Genomic DNA, 20,907 nt, shown 5'->3' with positions numbered 1-20,907 from the left:
CTCGTCGACGAGTAGCGTCGGCGGCCGACCCCGAGGAGCGCCCGTGACGCAGCAGACGCCGCAGGTCCCCCAGTCCCAGCCCGAGCTCGCCGAGGTGCGCAACTTCCGCGACGTGGGCGGGCTGCCGACCGTCGACGGGCGTCGCATCCGGCACGGCCGGCTCTACCGCAGCGGCCACCTCGCGCACGCCACCGAGGCGGACACCGCGTTCCTCGCCGGCCTCGGGCTGCACACCATCTTCGACTTCCGCAACGCCTCCGACATCAAGCTCGAAGGCCCCGACGTCACCCTGCCCGGTGTGCGGAACGTCAACATCCCGCTCACCGACCCGGCCGACGGGGCGGAATTCTGGACGATGGTACGGGACGGCGAACTGGACCAGCTCCGGGTCATGCTCGGTGACGGCAAGGCCGCGGGCCGCATGGCCCACACCTACCGCGAGATCATCACCACCCGCACCGCGGACCACAGCCAGGTGCTGCACGCCCTCGCCGAGGACAGCATGCCGGCGCTGATGCACTGCGCCGCCGGCAAGGACCGCGCGGGCCTGTCCATCGCGGTCACGCTGCTCGCGGTCGGCGTGGAGCGGGACGCCATCGAGGCGGACTACCTCCAGTCCAACGACCCCAGCCGGCGCTACAAGGTCCGCCGCTCCAACCACTCCGCGGCGGGCATGTCGCCGGAGGTCATGGAGCTGCTGTCGCCGCTGTTCGGCGCGGACATCGACTACCTGACGGCCGCCTTCGACGCGATCGACGAGACCTGGGGCTCGACCGAGACCTACCTCGCCGACGGCCTGAAGCTCTCGCCCGCCACCCGCGAGCGGCTGCGCGACCGGCTGCTGACGGACTGACGTCCGCCCGTGGTGGGTCACCGCCCGGTGACCCACCCGGCACTGCCCCGCCGGACCGGCCCCGGCGCCGTCAGCGGTTGGCGACCGCCTGTTTGACCAGCGTCCGCCCGAAGTCCCACACCAGGCCGCCGCCGCTGTGGGCGTCGTCCATGACGGCCGTGAACGCCTCGACGAACCGGTCCACCTCCCGCTCGCCGATGATCAACGGCGGAATCAGCTTGATGACCTCCAGATGGTCGCCGGAGACCTGGGTCAGGATGCGGTGGCGCTGGAGCAGCGGCACCACGACCATCTGCGCGAACAGCCCCTTGCGGGCGGCCTGCAGCATCGTCCAACGGCTGCGCAGGCCCAGCGACTTGGGGCGGCCGAACTCGATGCCGATCATCAGGCCGCGGCCGCGCACCTCGTGCAGCAGCTCGTACCTGTCGGTCAGCGCGGCCAGCCGGGAGCGCAGCAGATCGCCGGTCCGCCGGGCATTCGCGACGATCTCCTCGTCCTCCATCACCGCGAGCACCGCCAGCCCGGCCGCCATCGCCTGGGCGTTGGCCCCGAAGCTGGCAGAGTGCACCAGCACCCGGTCCATGGACGAGTAGACCTTCTTGAAGATCCAGTCCTTGCCCAGGGTGGCGCCGACCGGGACGTAGCCGCCGGAGAGCGCCTTGGCGACGCACACCAGGTCCGGCTCCACGCCCTCCTCGTGCTGGTAGGCGAAGAAGTCGCCGGTGCGGCCGAGGCCGGTCTGCACCTCGTCGGCGATCAGCAGGGCCTTGTGGCGGTGCAGCAATTCCTGTGCGGCGCGCAGGAATCCGGGCGGGGCCGCGGTGACGCCCTTGCCCTGAACGGGTTCGACGACGAAGCCCGCCACGTCGCCGCGCCGCACCTCCCGTTCCAACGCGGCCAGGTCGCCCATCTCGACGGCGGTGTCCGGCAGGAGCGGGGCGAAGCCGTCGCGGAAGCCGTCCTCGCCGTTGACCGAGAGCGAGCCGGTGGTCAGGCCGTGGAAGGCGTGGGTGCAGTAGAGGACGCGCGGCCGGCCGGTGGCGTAGCGGGCGAACTTCAGGGCGGTCTCGACGGCCTCGGTGCCGCTGTTGCCGAAGAAGACCCGGTCCAGGTGGGGCGCGTGGCGCAGCAGCTTCTCGGCGAGCAGTCCGGGCAGCGGCTGGCAGTCGAAGCGGGTGAGGTCGGCGAGTTGGGCGTCGAGCACGTCGTGCAGGGCCTGGCGGACGACCGGGTGGTGCCGGCCCAGGCCCATCACGCCGAAGCCGGCGAGCATGTCGAGGTAGTCCTGGCCGTCGGCGTCGTAGAAGTAGGCGCCCTCGGCCCGTTCGTAGACCTTGTCGAAGCCGATGGTGCGCAGCATCCGCGGGAGCTGGTGGTTGAGGTGGCGGCTGTGCAGTTCGTAGCGCTCGGCGCCGCGTTCGGCGAGCAGCCCGGTCAGGTCGAATCCGGTCACGAGGTGTTCTCCTTACGGGCGGCGGGCCGCGCCGCCCCGAGCCGGACCGGCGGCACCGGACCGCTCCGGTACCGCCGGCTCTCCGCGCGTCGCGTCAGCCGCGGTTCCCGGCGACGGTCTCCCTGGCGGCCCGGAGGGACTCCTTCAGGGAGCCCATGGTGGCCAGGACGGCGGTGGGCTCGTAGCCGCAGTGCGCCATGCAGTTGGCGCACCGGGGGTCCTTGCCCCGGCCGTACTTCTCCCAGTCGGTCTCCTCGATCAGTTCGCGGTACGTCGGGACGTAGCCGTCGCTCATCAGGTAGCAGGGGCGTTGCCAGCCGAAGAGCGAGTAGTTGGGGATCGCCCAGGCCGTGCACGGGAAGTCGGCTTTGCCCTCCAGGAAGTCCAGGAAGAGCGGGCTGTGGTTGAGCCGCCAGCGCTGCCGGTTGCCGCCGGCGAACGCCTTCCGGAACAGCTCCCGGGTCTGCTCCACGCCCAGGAAGTGCTCCTGGTCGGGGGCCTTCTCGTAGGCGTAGGCGGGCGACAGCATCATCTCGTCGACCTTCAGGTCGTCGTTGAGGAAGTTGAGGACCTCGATGATGGTCTGCGGGGTGTCGGTGTTGAAGAAGGTGGAATTGGTGGTGACCCGGAAGCCGCGCCGCTTGGCCTCCTTGATGGCCGCCACCGCCTCGTCGAATACGCCTTCCTTCGCCACGGATTCGTCGTGCCGCTCCCGCATCCCGTCGATGTGCACCGCGAAGGCGAAATACGGCGAGGGCTTGAAGTTGTCCATCTTCTTGCGCAGCAGCATCGCGTTGGTGCACAGGAAGACGTACTTCCGGCGGGCCACCAGTTGCCGGACGATCTCGTCGATCTGCGGGTGCATCAAGGGTTCGCCGCCGGCGATGGAGACCATCGGGGCGCCGGACTCCAGCACCGCGCCCACCGCCTGGGCCACCGGCATCCGCTGCTTGAGGACGCCGGCCGGATGTTGGATCTTCCCGCATCCCTCGCACTTGAGATTGCAGGCGAAGAGCGGTTCCAGTTCGACAATCAGCGGGAATTTCTCCCGCTTGCGCAGCACTTTCTGTTCAAACAGATAGGTTCCGACCCGGATGGTCTGGCGGAGCGGCATTGCCATCTGGCTCACCTCCTGGGGAGCAGCAAAGAACGGTGCCATTCAAAGAGAACAGGAAAAACCGAGCGCAGCACGCGGAAGGCAGATATTCCACCGCGTACCGTCCCGATGCGCACGAGTTCGTGTTCCGGGGCGTCCACGACCACCCGGACGGCCGCAACCGCGGGGCTGCCGCGGCGCACCGCGGTCCGGAGCGTCGCGGCGGACTCCATGTCCACCGCGAGCGCGCCCTCGGCGTGCAGTGCGGCCCGCTCCGCGCCCCGGACGACGTGGTCCGAGCCGCGCAGCAGTCCGGTGTGCACCCGCAGGCCGCGCTCCCGCAGGGACCGCACCAAGGGGCCGTTGTCGCGGCAGGGCACATCGGGGACGCCGGGCCGGTGGTCCCGGGTGGCCTCGGCGACGATCACGTCCCCGGGGCGCATCCCCGGGGCCAGCCCGGCGCAGAAACCGCTGGCCACCACGGGCGAACCCGCGGTGGCCGACCCCTCACCCAGCGCGGCGGCCAGGGCCCGCTCCGCCGCCTGGGGCCCCATGCCGGTGCGGAGGGTGACCACGGGCGGACCCGCCGCCCCGTGGTCACCGCCCCGCAGCGCGAACCGTTCGATGCCGAGCGCACAGGCGACCAGCAGCGGCGGTTCCGCGTCCGGCGGGAGCCGTCTCGGCATCAGTCCCCCACCGGCGCCCCGGCGGTCCCGCCGGTGGCCGGTCCGCCGTGGACGTAGCGGCCGAGGGCGGTCAGCGGGAAGACCTGGCGGTAGAGGTGGTAGTTGATGGAGAAGTCCCACGGGAAGCCGGTGCCGGTGAAGTACGGCTCGTCCCAGGAGCCGTCCGACAGCTGGGTCTCCACCAGCCAGCGCACCCCGCGGCGGACCGCCTCGCCGTCCCGCTCACCGGCCGCGAGCAGCGCCATCAGCGCCCAGGCGGTCTGCGAGGCGGTGGAGGCGCCGCGTCCGGCCCACTCTTTCCGGTCCTGGTAGGAGCGCTGGTCCTCGCCCCAGCCGCCGTCGTCGTTCTGCACCCTCTCCAGCCAGCCGACGGCCCGCCGGACGGCCGGGTGCGAGGCGGGGATCCCGGCGGCGGTGAGCGCAGGCAGTACCGAGCCGGTGCCGTAGACGTAGTTGGTCCCCCAGCGCCCGAACCAGGCGCCGCTGGGCTCCTGTTCGGCCAGCAGCCAGGCGAGGCCGCGGCGGGTGCGCGGGTCGTGGGCCCGGCCGACCTCGGCGAGCATCTCGACGACGTGCGCGGTGACATCGGCCGACGGCGGGTCGATGACCTCGCCGAAGTCGCAGAACGGCAGCCGGTTGGGGAACGGGCTGGTGTTGTCGGCGTCGAACGCGCCCCAGGCCCCGTTCTTCGACTGCATCCCGAGGTTCCAGCGCACCGCCCGGTCGAGTGCGGCCCCGACCCGCCGAGGGTCGGGGTGCCGGACCCGGCGCAGCGCCAGGACCACCTCGGCGGTGTCGTCGATGTCCGGGTAGTTGTCGTTGTGGAACTCGAACGCCCAGCCGCCGGAGGGGAGTTGGGGACGGCGCACGGACCAGTCGCCGGGGCGGTCGATCTGCTCGCCGAGCATCCACTCGGCCGCCTGGACCAGCTGCGGGTGATCGGCCGGCACCCCGGCGTCGGCCAGCGCGATGGTGGCCAGGCAGGTGTCCCACACCGGTGACTGGCAGGCCTCGATCATGCGGGCACCGTCCTCGCGCCAGACCGCGAACCGGTCCAGGGATTCCAGTCCGGCCCGCAGCACGGGGTGGTCGAGGTCGTAACCGAGCAGGTGCAGGGCGATGACGGAGTAGACGGCGGGGGGCTGGATGCCGCCCCAGCAGCCGTCGTTCTCCTGCCGCTCGATGATCCAGCGGCCGGCCGAGCGCATCGCGGCGGCGCGCGGTCGGCGCAACGCGACCTTGTGGTACAGGTGCATCGCCCGGTCCAGGCGCTGGAAGAGGCCGTCCCAGCTCGTGACGGGGGCGAACGGCCGCGGCGGGTTGGGGTTGCGGGGGTCGGTGTGCAGCTCGTCGAGGGCGAACGGCGCCGGGCGGACCGGGCGTTTGGCCGAGACGACGGTCAGCGGGACGATGGTCTGCCGGGCCCAACACCCGAAGGCGTAGATGCTGAGCGGGAACCACTTCGGGAAGTAGAGGAGTTCCGGGGGCAGTTCGGGGAGGTCGTCCCACTTCCACCAGCCGAAGAGGGCGAGCCAGATCCGGGTGAAGACGCGGGAGGCGGCGATGCCGCCGTGTTCGCGGATCCAGGTCGACGCGGTGGCCATGTGCGGGGCGTCCGGCGCGTCGCCGGCCAGCCGCAGCGCCACGTACGCCTCGATGGTGGTGGAGAGTTCGCCGGGCCCGCCGTAGTAGGTGGCCCAGGTGCCGTCCGGGCGCTGCTCACCGCGGATGTAGCGGGCGGCGGCCTCGGTGAGCTCGGGGTCCTGGATGCCCAGGAACTGACGGAGCAGCAGATCCTCGGCGTCCATCGTGACGTTGGTTTCGAGGTCGCCCTTCCACCAGCCGGCGGGGTCCTGGACGGAGAGCAGGTAGTCGGTGGCGCGGGCGGTCGCTTCCCGCGCGGCGTCCGCCGTGACCTGGAGCACGGCGGTGGGCGGTCTGCCGGCCGGGCCGGCGGGTGCGGTCCCGTCGGCGGCATCGGTGGCCGAGGAGCCCCGGGGCGGGAGCGCCGCGGTGCTGCCGTCGGTCGTCGCTGTCATGGCTTCCCCTTCTGCAGTGAACTGTCAATGCGTGTTCAGGGATTCCGTCGGCCGGCGCCCGGACGGCGCCGGCCGGCGACTGCGATCTAGTTCGTGTTGATGGTCATCATCTCTCTCGTACGACGACGAAGTCCGCGAGCGCGACGAGCTGCGCGCGGATGCGTTCGGGCATGTCGATCTCGTCCAGGGCGGCGATGGCGGTGGCGTGCTGGCGGCGGGCCTCCTGGGAGGTCCACTCACGGCCGCCGGCCTCTTCGATCAACGCCGCGCGGGAGGCGAACTCCTCCTCCGTGAAGTCGGCGATCTCGGTCTCGCTCTTCTTGGCGTCGGCGGCCAGGATCTGGGCGAGCCGCTCGGAGGCGGGCCCGTCGGCCGCGAGCGCGGCGACGACCGGCAGCGACTTCTTGCGCTGGCGCAGGTCGCTCCAGGTCTGCTTGCCGGTGGCCTCCGGGTCGCCCCAGATGCCCAGCAGGTCGTCGACGGCCTGGAAGGCGAGGCCGAGGTGGTAGCCGTACTTCTCCAGGATGTCCGCGGTGCGGTCGTCGACGCCGCCGAGGACCGCACCGATGGAGACCGCGCAGGCGAGCAGGGCGCCGGTCTTGTTGCCCTCCATCTCCAGGCACTCCTCGACGGTGACCCGCTCGCGGTGCTCGTAGGAGATGTCCTGGGCCTGGCCGTCGATCAGCTTGCGGGTGGCCAGGGTGAGCCGGCGGGTGGCGCGGCCCGCGTCGACGGTGCCGAGCTCCAGCAGTATTTCGTTGGCCAGTGCGAACAGCGCGTCGCCGACCAGGATGGCCTGCGCGGGGCCGTGCACCTTCCAGACGGTGTCGCGGTGCCGGCGCTGCTCGTCACCGTCCATCAGGTCGTCGTGCAGCAGCGAGAAGTTGTGCACCAACTCGACGGCGACCGCACCGGGCACCCCGATCTCGGGGTCGGCACCCGCGACCTCGGCGGACAGCAGGGCGAGCGCGGGGCGCACGGCCTTGCCGCTGTCGCCGGCGCTGGGGTTGCCGGCCGCGTCGATCCACCCGAAGTGGTAGGCGGCGACGGTGTCCATGGGAGGGGCGAGCCTGGCCACGGCGGCACGCAGCACGGGAGTGGCGAGTGTCCGCCCGCGCTCCAGCAGCGCGGTGACGCTCGCGGTGTCGATAGCCGGGGAAGCCACGGTTTCTCCTCTGTTTCCGATGCTTGTGCTGGTGCGAGCGCCCGTACTCATGGTCATGCCGCCTCCTGAGGCAACCGGCCCTGGGGGACGCCGAGTTCGGTGAGTGCCTCACGGGCGGCGGCGGTGCCGCTGCGGACAGCGCTCTCCATGGTCGCGGGCCACCCGGTGGCGGTCCACGCACCGGCCAGGAACAGGCCGGGAACTTGGGTACGGGCAACCGGGCGGAGCCGGCCGACGCCCGGTGCGGGCGCGAAGGTCGCGGTGCGCTCGCGGGTGACGAAGAAGTCGAGGATCCGGGCGCCCCGGGCGGCCGGGAGCAACCGTTCCAGCTCGGGGAGGTAGCGGGCACGGAGTTCGGCGACCGGGCGGTCGATCTCGTCCTGTGCGGCGGACTGCGAGAGGGCCAGGTACTGGCTGCGCGGGTGGCCGTCGGTGCGGGCCAGGCCGGAGGAGTCGGTGCGGTCGAAGACCCACTGGACCGGGGAGCCGACCGCGGCGAAGAACGGGCGGCGCAGCACCTTGCGGTCGTAGACGACGTGGACGTTGAGGATCGGCGCGGTGCCGATGTCCAACAGCCGGTCCCTGGCGGGCAGTGCGCCGTCGGGCAGCAGGGCGTGCGCCTCACGCTGCGGTACGGCGAGGACGACGGTGTCCGCGGTGAGCGTCTCCCGGCCGTGCGGGCCGTTCTCCGCCGTGACCTGCCAGCCGGTGTCGTCGCGGTTGACCGCGGCGACCCGAGTGCGCAGCGCGGTCCGGACGCCGGCCTTCTCCAGCGCGGCGGCGGCGTGGGTGTCGTGCACGTCGCCGAGCGGCACCCGGGCCCAGCCGATGTCGGCGGCGCCGGGGGCGGAGAGCAGCCCGGTCTTGAAGACCTTGGCGGCCAGCCCCAGCGAGGCGTCGCCGGCGGTGGCGTTGAGGGTGGCGATGCCGACCAGGTCCCACAGGGCCTCGACGGCGCGCGGGCTCTGCCCGTGGCGGCGCAGCCAGCTGCCGAAGTCGGTGGTGTCCAGCGCGGGGTCGTCCAGGTCCAGGCGCCCCAGGGCGAGGGTGGCGCGGACCACTCCGGCGCGTTCGGCGGGTGAGAGGTGCGGATAGAGCGCGAGGCTCTTGGCCAGGTGGAGCGGGACCGGCAGGCCGGTGCGGCGCAGCCGGCCGAGCCGCGGCCGGCCCCCGGCGTGCCCCGCGTCGAGCACCGGGACGTCCATCCGGTCCTGGAGGGGCGCCAGATGGCCCGCGCCGAGCCGCTCCAGGTGGCTGCCGTAGGCGGTGCAGCAACGCAGGTAGACGTGCTGGCCGTTGTCGACGGTCAGCGGGCCGGCGGCGGAGTCGCGGCGGAACGAGAAGACCAGACCGCCGAGGCGCGGCCGGCCCTCGACCAGCGTGACCCGCAGGCCGGCGTCGGCCAGGGCCAGCGCCGCGGTGGTACCCGCGAGTCCGCCCCCGACGACCACCGCGGCCGCCCCTTCGGGACGGCCGGAGGGACGGGCGGAATCGCGCCCTGGCAGCGTGGCTCCCACTGTCATGTGCTCTTCCCCCTTACGCCTGTCAAGGACGCCTCCGTCCGGCGAAGGGTTGCCCGCCGCACCGACGCCGGACCGTGGTCGGTGTACGCGGTCCGGCACCTCATCCACGCCTCCTGCTCACGGCCTGCCGGCGGCCGATCGCCCGCGCGTCGAGCCCGGAGAGCCCGCGCACCGCGACGAACGCCTTCTCCCGGCCGGGCAGCGAGACCCTGCCGCGGAGGACCGCCGCCGGGTCGTCGGCGATCCGCGACAGCAGACGGTGGTAGATACCGGCCATCGCCGCCACGCAGGCGCCGCTGCGCCGGTCGAGCATCGGCAGCAGCCGGAAGCCCTCGGCGAACAGTGCGCGGGCCCGCCGGACCTCGAACTGCACCAGGCCGGCGAAGTCCGCGCCGGGCGGCGGCACCGGGCTCTGGAACCCCGCCGAACAGCCGAACTTGGCAAGATCCTCGGCCGGGAGGTACGTCCGTCCGTTGCCCGCGTCCTCGCGAACATCCCTGAGGATATTGGTCAGTTGGAGCGCAAGCCCGAGCGTATCGGCGTACTCGGGGGCGCGCTCGGCGTCGAGTGCGCCTGGTGCCGTACCGAACACACCGAGTGAGATCCGGCCGATCGCCCCGGCGACGCAGCGGCAGTAGACCTTCAACTCGTCCCAGGTCTCGTACGTCTCGCCGCGGACGTCCGCCAGCACCCCGTCGATCAGCTCGTCCAGCGCGCCGAGCGGGATGGGGAAGCGCCGGGCGGCGTCGGCGAGCGCGACGGCCACCGGGTCGGTGTCGTCCTCGGCGATCCCGCCGTCCTTGATACGGGTGAGCAGCGCGCGGGTGTCCTCCAGGCGCCGCCCCTTGGCGTCGGGGGCCAGGGCTCCGTCGCCGATGTCGTCGACCCGGCGGGAGAAGGCGTAGAGCGCCGACATGGCCTGCCGCTTGTCGGCCGGCAGCAGCCGGATCCCGTACGCGAAGTTGCGCGCCTGCTGCCCGGTGACCGTCTCACAGTAGCGGTACGCAGCGAGCACCGGCGCGGACATCTGTGTGGTTGCCTCCACGGTCCGACTCACCCCTCTCGTCGCAGTGTCGCCCCGACCTCGCGCAGCAGGCTGAGCTTGGTCGGCTTGGGCGGTCCGGGGAGTACGTCGTGATCGGCGGCCGCGACCGCCTGGAGGGCGGCCCGCCCGCCGGCGACGAACCCGGCCAACAGCAGCCTGAGCCGGCCGTGCACGCTCCCCACCAGCGGAGCGCCCTCGTCCAGCAGCTCCCCGGCGCGCTCCGCCTCGAAGGCGATCAGCGCGCGCACCGAGGGGCCCCCGGTCGGCGCGGCCAGATCGTCCTCGGTGACGCCGAAGCTCTTCATGTCCTCGGCCGGGAGGTAGATCCGGTCCCGCCCGAGGTCCTCGGCGACGTCCTGGATGTGCTCGACGAGCTGGAGGGCGGTGCAGATGGCGTCCGAGAGCCGGACGCGCTCCGGGCTGGAGGTGCCGGTGACGCCGAGGACGAGCCGGCCGACGGGGTTGGCGGACAGCTCGCAGTAGGCGGCGAGGTCACCGTAGGTGGCGTAGCGGCTGATCCGCTGGTCCTGGCGGTTGGCCTCGATCAGGCCGAGGAAGGGGTCGGGGGTCAGCCCGCAGCGGCGGACGGTCGGGCCGAGCCGGCGCATCAGCGGGTGCTTGGGGCCGGGGGCGCGGTCGCTGAAGACCCGGTGCAGGTCCGCTTCCAGGGCGTCGAGCAGTGCCGGACGGTCGTCGTACTGGACGCGGTCCAGGCCGAGGAGGACGGCGTCGCCACCGCCGGGCGCCAGATCGCCGTCGCCGATGTCGTCGACGAGGCGGGCGAAGCCGTAGAGGGCCATCAGGTCGGCGCGCCAGGCACGGGGCAGGAAGAACGGCGCGACCGGGAAATTCTCGTGCGCGGCTTGATCGAGCACGGTGCGCGTGTGGTCCCTCCCGCCACTCACCGCCACCCTCCGGAGGAAGGCGCGACGCGCCTGCTCGTCTCCTCGGCTCACCGGGGGCTACCCGGCGTGTTATGGAGCCGGAGCGAACCAGTAGCCATTGCCGTCACGTCTCCCGTTCTACACCGCCAAGCTAAAACATCCCATTTCGGACACGCCGCACCTCGCGACGTGCTCCGATCGAGCTCCCGTCGCTCGCCCGGGTGAATGCCCGACTTGCACCACTTGTGCTGTTCAGTACCCGTACAGCTTACGTCGTACAGCCAGACCGCGTCCGAGTGGGTACCGAAGCCTCGGACAACGATCAGATCAACGTCGTGCGGAACCCAACCGTTCCCGCATTACTCGGAGTTGACCTTTCCGTCACGATCGAAGGCCCCCGCGAACCGGATTCGCGGGGGCCTCCTGCGAAGGGTGGGCTATTTGCCCGTCTCCTTCTCGTACGCCTTGATGACCTCGTCGGTCGGGCCGTCCATCAGCAGCTCGCCCCGCTCCAGCCACAGCACCCGGTCACAGGTGTCCCTGATCGACTTGTTGTTGTGGCTGACCAGGAAGACCGTACCCGCTTCCTTCCGCAGCTCGCGGATGCGGGCCTCGGACCGCTTCTGGAAGGCCCGGTCACCGGTGGCCAGGGCCTCGTCGATCAGCAGCACGTCGTGGTCCTTGGCCGCCGCGATGGAGAACCGCAGCCGGGCCGCCATACCGGACGAATAGGTGCGCATCGGCAGCGAGATGAAGTCGCCCTTCTCGTTGATGCCCGAGAAGTCGACGATCTCGTCGTAGCGGGAACGGACCTGCTCGCGGGACATGCCCATCGCCAGGCCGCCCAGGACGACGTTCTTCTCGCCGGTCAGGTCGTTCATCAGGGCCGCGTTCACGCCCAGCAGCGAGGGCTGACCGTGGGTGTAGACCTTGCCGCGCTCGGCGGGCAGCAGACCCGCCACGGCCTTGAGGAGCGTGGACTTGCCGGAGCCGTTCGAACCGATCAGGCCGATCGACTCGCCCCGGTAGGCGGTGAAGGAGACACCCTTGACCGCGTGCACCTCGCGCACGCCCACCGTCGGCCGGCGCCGGATGATGCGGTTGAGCGCCGCGGTCGCACTGCCCTTGCCCGCGCCGGTTCCGTAGACCCGGTAGACGATGTGCAGGTCGTCCGCGATCACCGTCGGGATCTGGTCCTGCGCCGCCTCCGTCGGCTGGACGCCTTCCATCTGCTCAGCCACGTCCGTACCGCTCCTCAGCCTTCCAGAAGTACACAAAGCCCGCGACGCCCGCCAGCACCGCCCAGCCGAGCGCGAACGCCCACACGTGCGGCGGGAGCTGGCTCGCCTTGAAGCTGTCGATCAGCGCGAAGCGGATCAGGTCGATGTAGACGGCGGCGGGGTTGGCGTAGAGCAGCACCTCGACCCAGTGCGGGACGTGCTTGCCCTTCATGATCACGCTGATGCTGAACATCACGCCGGACGCGTACATCCACGTCCGCATGATGAAGGGCATCAGCTGCGCCAGGTCCGGCGTCTTGCTGCCGAGCCGGGCCATGATCATCGCCAGTCCCGTGTTGAACACGAACTGCAGCAGCAGCGCGGGGATCACCAGCAGCCAGGACAAGGTGGGCAGCTGCCCGAAGGCCAGCAGGATCACCACCAGGACGCCCATGGAGAACAGCAGTTGCTGGAGCTGCATGAGGCAGAACGAGATCGGCAGGCAGGCCCGCGGGAAGTGCAGCGCACGCACCAGACCCAGGTTGCCGGAGATCGCCCGCGTACCGGCCATCACCGAACTCTGGGTGAAGGTGAAGATGAAGACACCGGTCACCAGGAACGGGACGTAGTCCGGGACGCCGCGCTTCGTGCCGATCAGCACGCCGAAGATGAAGTAGTAGACGAGCGCGTTCAGCAGCGGCGTCGCCACCTGCCAGACCTGGCCCAGCTTCGCCTGGCTGAACTGCGCGGTCAGCCTGGCGCTGGAGAAGGCGGAGATGAAGTGCCGCCGGTCCCACAGCTGGCGGACGTACTCCGCAAGGCTGGGGCGGGCTCCGCTCTGCGACAGCCCGTACTTCTCGGCCCGCTGAGCCGGCGTGAGTCCTTCGTCGGCGGATGGCGGGGCACTCATGGCGACCGCACTGTCGTGCGTGGTCTCGCTCACAGTTGACACTTTCGTCCTCAAGGTGCGCTGCCGGGGACGCCCCGGTTCGCGCCTGATGCTCTCAGATACGAGCTTGTCAGATGATGGGAGGGCGGCCCAGCCGGCTCAGTCGCCAAACGGTAGCCCACTTCATGGGACGCCTGGGACCGCACGCGGTGGCCCAGCCTTCCTTGAAGCCGCCCAACCAGGCCCGGAGCCCCGGCAGCGACGGCCGGCGGGCGAGGGTGAGCAGGAACCAGACACCGAGATAGACCGGTACCAGCGGGGCGGGGAGGTTGCGGCGGGCCAGCCAGACCCGGTTGCGGGCCACCATCCGGTGGTAGACCGCGTGCCGGGCCGGGGCCGTGGTGGGGTGGTGCAGAACCATGTCCGCCCGGTAGTCGACCAACCAGCCGGCGTCCAGCGCCCGCCAGGCCAGGTCGGTCTCCTCATGGGCGTAGAAGAACTCGTCGGGCAGGCCGCCGACCTGGGCGAACACCGCCGTGCGGACCGCGTTGGCGCCACCGAGGAAGGTGGTCACCCGCGAGGAGCGCATCGGGTCGGAGGCGCGCAGCCGCGGGACGTGCCGGCGCTGGGTCAGCCCGGTGTCCGGGTCGGCGATCCGGAAGCTGATGATGCCCAGCTCGGGATCGGCGGTGAAGGCTTCGCGGCACAGCTCGGCGGTGTCCGTCCCGGCCAGCAGTCCGTCGTCGTCGAGGAAGAGCAGGGCGTCCACGCGGTAGCCGTCGGATCCGGCGGCACTGTCGGGGCCTTCGGGGCTTTCGGTCCTGAACGCCTCGATGCCGACGTTGCGGCCGGCCGGGATGCCGACGTTCTCCGGCAGCTCGACCGTCCGCACGACCAGTCCGGGAACGACCAGCTCGGGCAGCGGTGCGCCGTTGCCGACCACCACCACCTCGATCGGGCCGCCGTCCTGCCGGGCCACGGAGTGCAGCAGCGCGCGCAGCTCGTCGGGGCGGTTGCCCATGGTCAGGACAACCGCACCGAGTCGCATGCCGGAGGCCGCGGTCACTTGAGCCTGCTGGAGGCGAGGATGGACACGAGGTGCAGGAGGGTCTGGAGGAGCGCGATGCCGGCCAGCACCGCGACACCGAGCCGGGAGAAGAACAGGTCGCCCCGCACCGAGTCCACGATCGCCAGGACCAGGATCAGCAGGGACGCCTCGATCCCGAGGACCAGCCGGTGGAACTTCAGCGCGGCGGCGGCCTTGCGGGCCAGCGCCAGACCGGACGAGCGCGGCTCGGCCGCCGCCTCCTTGACCGGCGGCAGTCCGCCCTGGTGGCGGGCGACGCCGACGAGGTCGGTCTCGGCCTTGATCAGGATCGCGCCGAGGGCGGCCAGGGTGCCGAGGAACGCCCAGAGCCAGTCGATCCGCCCGGGGCCCCACAGGTCCGCGGCGCGCAGGCCGAAGCCGACGAGCACCGCGGCGTCACACAGGTAGGCGCCGACCCGGTCCAGGTAGACCCCGCCGAGCGAGAACTGCTTCTTCCAGCGCGCGACCTCGCCGTCGATGCAGTCGAGCAGCAGGTAGAGCTGGACCATCAGCACGCCGAGCACGGCGCCCCAGATCCCCGGCACCAGCAGCGCCGGAGCCGCGAGGACCCCGAAGACGGTCATCAGGTAGGTCAGCTGGTTGGGCGTGACCCGGGTGTTGACCAGGTACCGGTCGCAACGCAGCGAGATTTCCCGCATGTAGAGGCGGCCGGCCCAGTGCTCACCGCTGCGCCGGTCCTTCACGCCCGCGGGGTGAACGACCGGGCGGAGTTCAGCTACTGATGGTTTCGGCATAGTCGGCGTATGCGTCCCTGATCTGATCGGTGGACAGGTCCAGGTGCTCCAGGATCGTGTAGCGGCCCGGACGGGTCTTCGGGGCGAACTCGACGGCCTGCACGAACTCCTCGTCGGTGAAGCCCATTTCGCCGGGGGTGACCGGCAGGCCGTGGCGCTGGAGCACCTCGACCATCAGGGCCGAGGTCTCCCGGTCGCCGCGCAGGTGGGTGGCGAAGGCGGCACCGAGGCCGCACTGCTCGCCGTGGCTCGCCGCCCTCTTGGGGAAGAGGATGTCGAAGGCGTGGTTGATCTCGTGGCAGGCGCCGGAGGCGGGACGGCTGTCGCCGGCCACCGACATCGAGATGCCGGTGAGGACCAGGCCCTCGGCCAGCACCTGGAGGAAGTTGTCGTCGCCGACGCCCCCGGGGTGGCGCAGCACGGCCTCGCCGGCCTGACGCGCCATGGCGGCGGCCAGCCCGTCGAGGTCCTCGCCGGTCTCGCGGTGCGAGAGCTCCCAGTCCGCGACCGCGGAGATGTTGGAGATCGCGTCGCCGATGCCGGAGCGGACGAAGCGGACCGGCGCCTCGCGGATGATGTCGAGGTCGATCACCACGGCGATCGGGTTCGGCACGCCGTACGAGCCGCGGCCCGCGTCGTTGTCGAGGGTGGCGACCGGCGAGCACAGCCCGTCGTGCGACAGGTTGGTCGCGACCGCCACCAGCGGCAGGCCGATGCGCGCCGCGGCGAACTTCGCACAGTCGATGATCTTGCCGCCGCCCAGGCCCACGACCGCGTCGTAGTGGCCCTTCTTCATGGCGTCGGCGAGCTTGATCGCTTCGTCCAGGGTTCCGCCGCCGACCTCGTACCACTCGGCGCCCGGCAGGGCGGGGGCCAGCCGCCGGCGCAGCCGGGCCCCCGAGCCGCCGCTGATCGCGATGGCGAGCTTGCCGGAAGCCGAGATGCGCTGGTCGGCCAGCAGACCCGCCAGGTCGTCCAGGGCGCCGGCGCTGATGTCGACGACGACCGGGGACGGAATGAGGCGGGTCAGTACTGGCATGCGATGTCACGGCCCTTCGCGAGGTCCTCGTGGTTGTCGATCTCGACCCACTTGACCTCGCCGATCGGTGCCACGTCGACCTTGAAGCCGCGGTTGACCAGCTCCTGGTAGCCGTCCTCGTAGTAGAGGTCGGGGTCCCGCTCGAAGGTGGTCTTCAGGGCGTCGGCCAGCTCGGCGGCGGCCTCGCCCTCGATGAGGGTGACGCCGATGTACTCGCCGGTGGCCTCGGCCGGGTCCATCAGCTTGGTGATCTTCTGGACGCCCTTGGCGGGGTCCGCGACGACCTTCATCTCCTCGTCGGCGAGCTGCTTGACGGTGTCCAGCGCGAGGATGATCTTCTGGCCGTTGCCGCGGGCGGCGAGCAGCGTCTGCTCGACGGAGACCGGGTGCACGGTGTCGCCGTTGGCGAGGATCACCGAGTCGTGGGCCGCGAGCACGTCACGGGCGCACCACAGGGAGTAGGCGTTGTTCCACTCCTCGGCCTTGTCGTTGTCGATCAGCGTGATCTTGAGGCCGTACTTCTGCTCCAGGGCCTCCTGACGCTCGTACACGGCCTCCTTGCGGTAGCCGACGATGATCGCGACCTCGGTCAGGCCGATCTCGGCGAAGTTGCCGAGGGTCAGGTCCAGGATCGTGGTGTCCCCGTCGACCGGCACCAGAGCCTTGGGCAGGGTGTCGGTGTAGGGGCGCAGACGCCGTCCGGCGCCGGCAGCCAGCACGAGGCCGATCATGCGGGTTCTCCTTCATCGTGTACGGCGGGTGCACCGTGTTTGTGGGCGGCCACCCAGAAGCGGATGCTCTCGGCGAGCACCAGCAGCGCCAGGACCACAGCGAGTGTCGTGAGCGCGATTGTGAAACCTGTGGCGGGCAGGAGGGCGGCCAGGACGGTGACCACGAGGATCCGCCCTTCGTGCCCACCGGTCGCCCGGACCAGCCACCGCGGTGGGGCCCCGGTGCCACCGCGGATGCGGTAGACCGTGTCGTAGTGATGGTAGGCGACCGCCGCGACCAGCCCGAACGCCGCGGGCAGCGCTCCGTGGGCGTCCGACCGGGCGGCCAGCACCAGGACGGTGAGGTACTCGCCGGCCCGGAAGAAGGGCGGGACGAGCCAGTCGAGGGCGCCCTTGAGCGGGCGGGACACGGCCGCGGCGGCCAGCAGCGCCGAGCAGGCCGCGACGCCGACGGTGAGCCACGAGGCGGGGTCCGGCTGGGAGATCACCCACACCAGCAGCACCGCGGACGAGAGAAACGCCATAACGGGTGCGAGGAAGGAGCCGGCCCGGCCCCGGCCGCGGCCGCCGCCGGTGAGCAGTTCGACCAGCGGGCCGTAGTCAGACAGGTCCGCGAGCGCGCGGGCGGCGCGGTCGGTGCGCCGGGCCCGCTGGGCCCGGGAGCGCAGCACCCGGCCGGCCGTGGTGTAGCAGGCGGCCAGCGCACAGCCGACGAGCAGGACGTAGAAGACGATGCGCGGGGTGGTGACCGCGGTCAGTACGGCGATCAGGGCCCAGCGTTCGCCGATCGGCAGCACGATCATCCGGCGCGCCCAGACCGTCCAGCCGACCCGGTCGAGCCGGTCGGAGAGTCCCACGGCCGGGCCGGCGTTCCCGGCGCCGCCCTCGAAGTCGCTGCCCTCGTTGAACGCGAAGTCGACGACGTGCCGGCAGGTCTGCAGGATCATCGCGCCGAGCGCCAGCGCCCATACGTCGTCCCCGCCGCGGGCCGCGCCGAGGGCGAGTCCGGCGTAGTACGCGTACTCCTTGGCGCGGTCGAAGGTGGCGTCCAGCCAGGCGCCGAGCGTCGAGTACTGGAGCGAGTAGCGGGCGAGCTGCCCGTCGGTGCAGTCCAGGACGAAGGAGAGCAGGAGCAGCACGCCGGCGGCGACGAAGCCGCCGCGGGTGCCGGTGGCCGCGCAGCCCGCCGCGATCAGCGCGGTGAGCAGGGAGGCGGTGGTGACCTGGTTGGGGGTGAGGCCGCGGCGGGCGCACCAGCGGGCGAGGTAGCGGGAGTACGGGCTGATGAAGAAGGTGGTGAAGAAGCCGTCGCGGGACTTCACGGCGGTGCGCAGCCGGACCGCCTCGTCGTCGACGGCGGCGACCGCCTCGCGGGCCTCCTCCCGCTGGGCGGGAGTCAGCGCGATGGTGGCGACCAGGCTGCCCGGCTCCACGCGGTGCAGTCCGACGTCGGCACGGTCGAGCGCCTCGGTGAGGGTGTCGGTGAGCACGTCGGTCAGGTGGGCGGTGCCGGCCCCGACCGGAATGCGGCCGGCCGCCCGGTCCAGCGCGGCGCGGGCCTCGGGCTGCACGGTGAGTGCGCCGGGCACCGCGGCGGCCGGGAAGCGGGGGTCGGTCAGGGCGAGCCGCAGGGCGTGCAGGTGGCCGACGAAGCGGGGGTCCACCAGGGCCACCCGTTCCTGGGCCGGGACCTCGGCGAGCAGCTCGGCGGCACCGGTGGCGTCACCGACCGTACGGACGTCAAAACCCAGTGTGCGCAGGTCGGCTTCGAGCGACGACCCGGCGACCGGCGGACCGGTGAGGATGGCGGTCGACAGACGAACTCACTCCTTGGATGCTGACGAGCAGCGCCGGTCGGTCCGCATTCGACACGAACTACCCGGGCGGCGGGCGTGGCACACCCTGGCCCCGGAGGGCTGGGAGGCACGTCGGCAGAGGCTATCCGATCGCGGGATGCGGCCGTTCACCACGTATTCACCACTCGATCGGGTGAGCGACGGCTGCGCCTGCCGCGATCATCATGGTGGATCGGGCCTCGCCGGAACAACTGGCCGCCGGCCCGGGTGCCGGTTATGCGGGGGCTGGTCACGGTTGCCGTGGAGCAGCTGTGGCGAGGGCCATGCCGCCGCCGGTGCGCAACCGCGTCCCGGGCGGCGGACCGTTCGGGGGCGGTCCACCCGGCGCCGGGACACGCGGCGCCGCGCGGCACCCGGCAGTGCTCTGCCACTGACGGCGGCCCTGGTGGGGCAGACTTGACATCGACGACCGACGACAAGGATGGGCATGCCGATCACATCTGCCAACGGACAGACCGCCGGAACCTCGGCGGCGGGCGCGCCGGACGGCGCCGCCGAGCCGATCATGCTGGAACTGGTCGACGAGGACGGCACGACGATCGGCATCGCGGAGAAGCTCGCGGCGCACCAGCCGCCCGGACAGCTGCACCGGGCGTTCTCGGTCTTCCTGTTCGACGAGAAGGGGCGGCTGCTCCTCCAGCGCCGGGCGCTGGAGAAGTACCACTCCCCCGGGGTGTGGTCCAACACCTGCTGCGGCCACCCGTACCCGGGCGAGACGCCGTTCGCGGCGGCGGCCCGGCGGACCGCGGAGGAGCTGGGCGTGGCCCCGGCGCTGCTGGCCGAGGCCGGCACGGTGCGCTACAACCACCCCGACCCGACCTCCGGCCTGGTGGAGCAGGAGTACAACCACCTGTTCGTGGGTCTGGTGCGGACCCAGCCCGCGCCGGCCCCGGAGGAGATCTCCGAGATCGCGTTCGTGACGCCCGAAGAGCTGGCCGAGCGGCACGCGCAGGTGCCGTTCTCCGCGTGGTTCATGACCGTGCTGGACGCGGCGCGGCCGGCGGTCCGCGAGCTCACCGGGAAGTCGGCGGGCTGGTAGCGAGCGGGGCCAGCGGCAATTCGGCCCAGATGGCCTTGCCGCCGCCCGCGGTGTGCTCCACGTCGCACTTCCCGCCCACTTCCGCGGTGAACGCCTTGACCAGCCACAGGCCGCGGCCGCCGACGTCGCCCTCGTCCGCCTCCAGCGCCTTGGGGCGGTAGGGGTGGTCGTCCTCGACCGCGATCCGGAGCCAGTTGGCTCCGATGGTGAGCTGGACGGCGATCCGCGGGGAGAGCAGCGCGGCGTGCCGGACGGCGTTGGTGACCAACTCGGAGACGATCAGCAGGAGCCCGTCCAGGATGTCGTCGGCGACGGGCACGTGCTGTTCGACGAGCAGATCCCGCACCGCGTGGCGTGCCTGGGGCACCGACGACTCCAGTGCCGCGGCGGTGAACCGCCAGACACCTTCGTAGGCGAGCGGGGAGGTCAGCTCCTCGGGGGGTTCTGCAGGGGGTCCGGAAGGCATCCTCACACGACGAGTGTTGAGAATGTGCTGGTCCGGACCGGCCTCCTGAACACAAGTCAGCGCCAATCGACGCCTTTTGACCGATTCTGCCGGAATTGATCGGCCTCGCGACATGTTCCGTCGTTTTTGATTCGCGCTTTTATGCCGACCTCCGGGACGACCGCCGAGCCACCGTCGGAACCGGCGTGACCGGGGTAAGGATCAAGCCACTCTGCTGTCCTCGACCATGCCGACCACGCCTCGGCCGCCGATCCCCATGGCGAGCAGGCCCAGCCCGTCGAAGAGCAGTTCCAGCGAGAAGAAGGCGCCGATGACGTAGAGGCTGCTCTCCGGCCAGTTGGCGAGCACCAGGACGCCCAGCAGGATGCCGATCACGCCCTGGAGCAGCGTCCAGCCGAACTGCGGTCCGCGCACGACCACGGCACCGGCCAGGCGGAACAGCCCGCCGGTCAGGAAGAGCAGGGCGGCGAACATGGTCAGCGCGGCTGCGGTGGCGTCGGGCAGGCGGAGCACCACCACCCCGGCCGCGATGTTCAGTGCCGCGACGATCACCGCGAGCCAGAAGAAGCTCGACCCCCGGGACTGGACGGCGTGGACCAGTCCGACCAGGCCGCCGATCAGCAGCAGCCAGCCGAAGAGCAGCATCGTGGTGAGGGTGGCCGCGGCGACGTAGATCAGCCCGACGATTCCGGCCAGGACGAGGATGATCCCGAGGATCGCGAGGAGCCCGAAACTGCGCCCCAGCTTGGCCGCCGCCGGACTGCGTCCGGAAGTTCTGGACCTGCCGGTCATCGCCGCCTCCTCGATCAGGGACCGTTTTTTCCTGGTATACCCCGTATTGCGGGAGAGGGCAGGGTGAGCGAGGAGCATGCGTGCGTGCACATACGGCAGCAGGCCCGGTGCCTGAGCACCGGGCCTGCTGTTCTTGCGAGTAGCGGGGACAGGATTTGAACCTGCGACCTCTGGGTTATGAGCCCAGCGAGCTACCGAGCTGCTCCACCCCGCGTCGACTCGGATTACCTTACGGGGTCCCCGCCCCGGAGACAAATCGAATACCGGAGCGGGCCGCCGGCCGCGTCGT

Annotated in this window: 19 protein-coding genes and 1 tRNA gene; 2 read left to right on the top strand and 18 right to left on the bottom strand. The window is 71.5% G+C overall.

Annotated features, from left to right (window positions below):
- The first annotated feature begins 43 nt into the window (after nt 1-43).
- A complete protein-coding gene (locus CG747_RS04240) occupies nt 44-853 on the top strand; it encodes a tyrosine-protein phosphatase (protein WP_100600245.1) in 810 nt (269 codons plus the stop codon).
- Nucleotides 854-923: 70 nt separating this feature from the next.
- Here the strand turns inward: CG747_RS04240 and CG747_RS04235 are convergent, their stop codons facing one another.
- The 15 genes from CG747_RS04235 to CG747_RS04165 form a co-directional block, all read right to left on the bottom strand.
- Nucleotides 924-2,306 carry an aspartate aminotransferase family protein gene (locus tag CG747_RS04235; RefSeq protein WP_100600244.1) on the bottom strand — a complete coding sequence of 461 codons (1,383 nt, stop codon included), beginning with the start codon at nt 2,304-2,306 and terminating at the stop codon, nt 924-926.
- Nucleotides 2,307-2,400: 94 nt separating this feature from the next.
- Nucleotides 2,401-3,426 (bottom strand): adenosyl-hopene transferase HpnH, encoded by a 1,026-nt coding sequence (gene hpnH, locus CG747_RS04230; protein WP_100600243.1) that lies wholly within the window; start codon nt 3,424-3,426, stop codon nt 2,401-2,403.
- Between the two features lie 5 nt (nt 3,427-3,431).
- A complete protein-coding gene (locus CG747_RS04225) occupies nt 3,432-4,088 on the bottom strand; it encodes a 1-hydroxy-2-methyl-2-butenyl 4-diphosphate reductase (protein WP_100600242.1) in 657 nt (218 codons plus the stop codon).
- Nucleotides 4,088-6,127 (bottom strand): squalene--hopene cyclase, encoded by a 2,040-nt coding sequence (gene shc / locus CG747_RS04220; RefSeq protein WP_100600241.1) that lies wholly within the window; start codon nt 6,125-6,127, stop codon nt 4,088-4,090. The genes CG747_RS04225 and shc overlap by 1 nt, the downstream gene beginning before the upstream one ends.
- Nucleotides 6,128-6,233: 106 nt before the next feature.
- Entirely contained in the window at nt 6,234-7,343 is a 1,110-nt protein-coding gene (locus CG747_RS04215) for a polyprenyl synthetase family protein (RefSeq protein ID WP_100600240.1), read from the bottom strand.
- 2 nt (nt 7,344-7,345) lie between these two features.
- Nucleotides 7,346-8,815 carry a hydroxysqualene dehydroxylase HpnE gene (gene hpnE, locus CG747_RS04210; RefSeq protein ID WP_100600239.1) on the bottom strand — a complete coding sequence of 490 codons (1,470 nt, stop codon included), beginning with the start codon at nt 8,813-8,815 and terminating at the stop codon, nt 7,346-7,348.
- A gap of 100 nt (nt 8,816-8,915) precedes the next feature.
- The gene (gene hpnD, locus CG747_RS04205) at nt 8,916-9,842 is read right to left on the bottom strand and encodes a presqualene diphosphate synthase HpnD (protein WP_100600238.1); all 927 of its coding nucleotides are present in this window, start codon (nt 9,840-9,842) and stop codon (nt 8,916-8,918) included.
- A 26-nt stretch (nt 9,843-9,868) separates the two neighbouring features.
- On the bottom strand, nt 9,869-10,735 hold the full coding sequence (gene hpnC, locus CG747_RS04200; protein WP_100600506.1) for a squalene synthase HpnC: 867 nt from the start codon (nt 10,733-10,735) through the stop codon (nt 9,869-9,871).
- A gap of 446 nt (nt 10,736-11,181) precedes the next feature.
- Nucleotides 11,182-11,973, bottom strand: a complete 792-nt coding sequence (locus CG747_RS04195) for an ABC transporter ATP-binding protein (protein ID WP_100600505.1) — start codon at nt 11,971-11,973, stop codon at nt 11,182-11,184.
- 4 nt (nt 11,974-11,977) lie between these two features.
- Nucleotides 11,978-12,907 carry an ABC transporter permease gene (locus CG747_RS04190; protein ID WP_100600237.1) on the bottom strand — a complete coding sequence of 310 codons (930 nt, stop codon included), beginning with the start codon at nt 12,905-12,907 and terminating at the stop codon, nt 11,978-11,980.
- A gap of 76 nt (nt 12,908-12,983) precedes the next feature.
- On the bottom strand, nt 12,984-13,901 hold the full coding sequence (locus CG747_RS04185) for a glycosyltransferase family 2 protein (RefSeq protein ID WP_100600504.1): 918 nt from the start codon (nt 13,899-13,901) through the stop codon (nt 12,984-12,986).
- A gap of 14 nt (nt 13,902-13,915) precedes the next feature.
- Nucleotides 13,916-14,695, bottom strand: a complete 780-nt coding sequence (locus CG747_RS04180; protein WP_100600503.1) for a CDP-alcohol phosphatidyltransferase family protein — start codon at nt 14,693-14,695, stop codon at nt 13,916-13,918.
- Nucleotides 14,673-15,734 carry an iron-containing alcohol dehydrogenase family protein gene (locus CG747_RS04175; protein WP_100600236.1) on the bottom strand — a complete coding sequence of 354 codons (1,062 nt, stop codon included), beginning with the start codon at nt 15,732-15,734 and terminating at the stop codon, nt 14,673-14,675. Before CG747_RS04175 ends, CG747_RS04180 begins: the two co-directional genes overlap by 23 nt.
- The gene (locus CG747_RS04170) at nt 15,722-16,465 is read right to left on the bottom strand and encodes a sugar phosphate nucleotidyltransferase (protein WP_100600235.1); all 744 of its coding nucleotides are present in this window, start codon (nt 16,463-16,465) and stop codon (nt 15,722-15,724) included. The genes CG747_RS04175 and CG747_RS04170 overlap by 13 nt, the downstream gene beginning before the upstream one ends.
- A complete protein-coding gene (locus CG747_RS04165) occupies nt 16,462-18,282 on the bottom strand; it encodes a DUF5941 domain-containing protein (protein ID WP_100600234.1) in 1,821 nt (606 codons plus the stop codon). The genes CG747_RS04170 and CG747_RS04165 overlap by 4 nt, the downstream gene beginning before the upstream one ends.
- Nucleotides 18,283-18,748: 466 nt before the next feature.
- Here CG747_RS04165 and idi point away from each other — a divergent pair, with 466 nt between their 5' ends.
- The gene (gene idi / locus CG747_RS04160) at nt 18,749-19,360 is read left to right on the top strand and encodes an isopentenyl-diphosphate Delta-isomerase (RefSeq protein ID WP_100600233.1); all 612 of its coding nucleotides are present in this window, start codon (nt 18,749-18,751) and stop codon (nt 19,358-19,360) included.
- On the opposite strand, the gene CG747_RS04155 is transcribed toward idi, so the two are convergent.
- From CG747_RS04155 to CG747_RS04145, 3 genes are all read right to left on the bottom strand, one after another.
- The gene (locus tag CG747_RS04155) at nt 19,335-19,826 is read right to left on the bottom strand and encodes an ATP-binding protein (RefSeq protein ID WP_100600232.1); all 492 of its coding nucleotides are present in this window, start codon (nt 19,824-19,826) and stop codon (nt 19,335-19,337) included. The two genes, idi and CG747_RS04155, sit on opposite strands and share 26 nt — an antisense overlap.
- 201 nt (nt 19,827-20,027) lie before the next feature.
- Nucleotides 20,028-20,618 (bottom strand): HdeD family acid-resistance protein, encoded by a 591-nt coding sequence (locus CG747_RS04150; RefSeq protein ID WP_180985383.1) that lies wholly within the window; start codon nt 20,616-20,618, stop codon nt 20,028-20,030.
- Nucleotides 20,619-20,758: 140 nt separating this feature from the next.
- Nucleotides 20,759-20,832 (bottom strand) — tRNA-Met (locus tag CG747_RS04145).
- Nucleotides 20,833-20,907: the final 75 nt, after the last annotated feature.

This window comes from Streptomyces sp. CB02959, from assembly GCF_002803155.1.
In the GTDB taxonomy this organism is placed as follows: domain Bacteria; phylum Actinomycetota; class Actinomycetes; order Streptomycetales; family Streptomycetaceae; genus Streptomyces.
The sequence above is the reverse complement of the archived record's forward strand: the minus strand, read 5'-3'. Positions and strand labels throughout refer to the sequence as shown.

Bases quoted from the DNA above. Each gene is read 5' to 3' on its own strand.
- hpnH (WP_100600243.1), bottom strand. From the start codon at position 3,426: ATGGCAATGCCGCTCCGCCAGACCATCCGGGTCGGAACCTATCTGTTT.
- CG747_RS04215 (WP_100600240.1), bottom strand. From the start codon at position 7,343: ATGAGTACGGGCGCTCGCACCAGCACAAGCATCGGAAACAGAGGAGAA.
- idi (WP_100600233.1), top strand. From the start codon at position 18,749: ATGCCGATCACATCTGCCAACGGACAGACCGCCGGAACCTCGGCGGCG.
- CG747_RS04170 (WP_100600235.1), bottom strand. From the start codon at position 16,465: ATGATCGGCCTCGTGCTGGCTGCCGGCGCCGGACGGCGTCTGCGCCCC.
- CG747_RS04175 (WP_100600236.1), bottom strand. From the start codon at position 15,734: ATGCCAGTACTGACCCGCCTCATTCCGTCCCCGGTCGTCGTCGACATC.
- CG747_RS04195 (WP_100600505.1), bottom strand. From the start codon at position 11,973: ATGGAAGGCGTCCAGCCGACGGAGGCGGCGCAGGACCAGATCCCGACG.
- shc (WP_100600241.1), bottom strand. From the start codon at position 6,127: ATGACAGCGACGACCGACGGCAGCACCGCGGCGCTCCCGCCCCGGGGC.
- CG747_RS04150 (WP_180985383.1), bottom strand. From the start codon at position 20,618: ATGACCGGCAGGTCCAGAACTTCCGGACGCAGTCCGGCGGCGGCCAAG.
- CG747_RS04185 (WP_100600504.1), bottom strand. From the start codon at position 13,901: ATGCGACTCGGTGCGGTTGTCCTGACCATGGGCAACCGCCCCGACGAG.
- CG747_RS04225 (WP_100600242.1), bottom strand. From the start codon at position 4,088: ATGCCGAGACGGCTCCCGCCGGACGCGGAACCGCCGCTGCTGGTCGCC.
- hpnD (WP_100600238.1), bottom strand. From the start codon at position 9,842: ATGTCCGCGCCGGTGCTCGCTGCGTACCGCTACTGTGAGACGGTCACC.
- CG747_RS04180 (WP_100600503.1), bottom strand. From the start codon at position 14,695: ATGCCGAAACCATCAGTAGCTGAACTCCGCCCGGTCGTTCACCCCGCG.
- CG747_RS04155 (WP_100600232.1), bottom strand. From the start codon at position 19,826: ATGCCTTCCGGACCCCCTGCAGAACCCCCCGAGGAGCTGACCTCCCCG.
- hpnE (WP_100600239.1), bottom strand. From the start codon at position 8,815: ATGACAGTGGGAGCCACGCTGCCAGGGCGCGATTCCGCCCGTCCCTCC.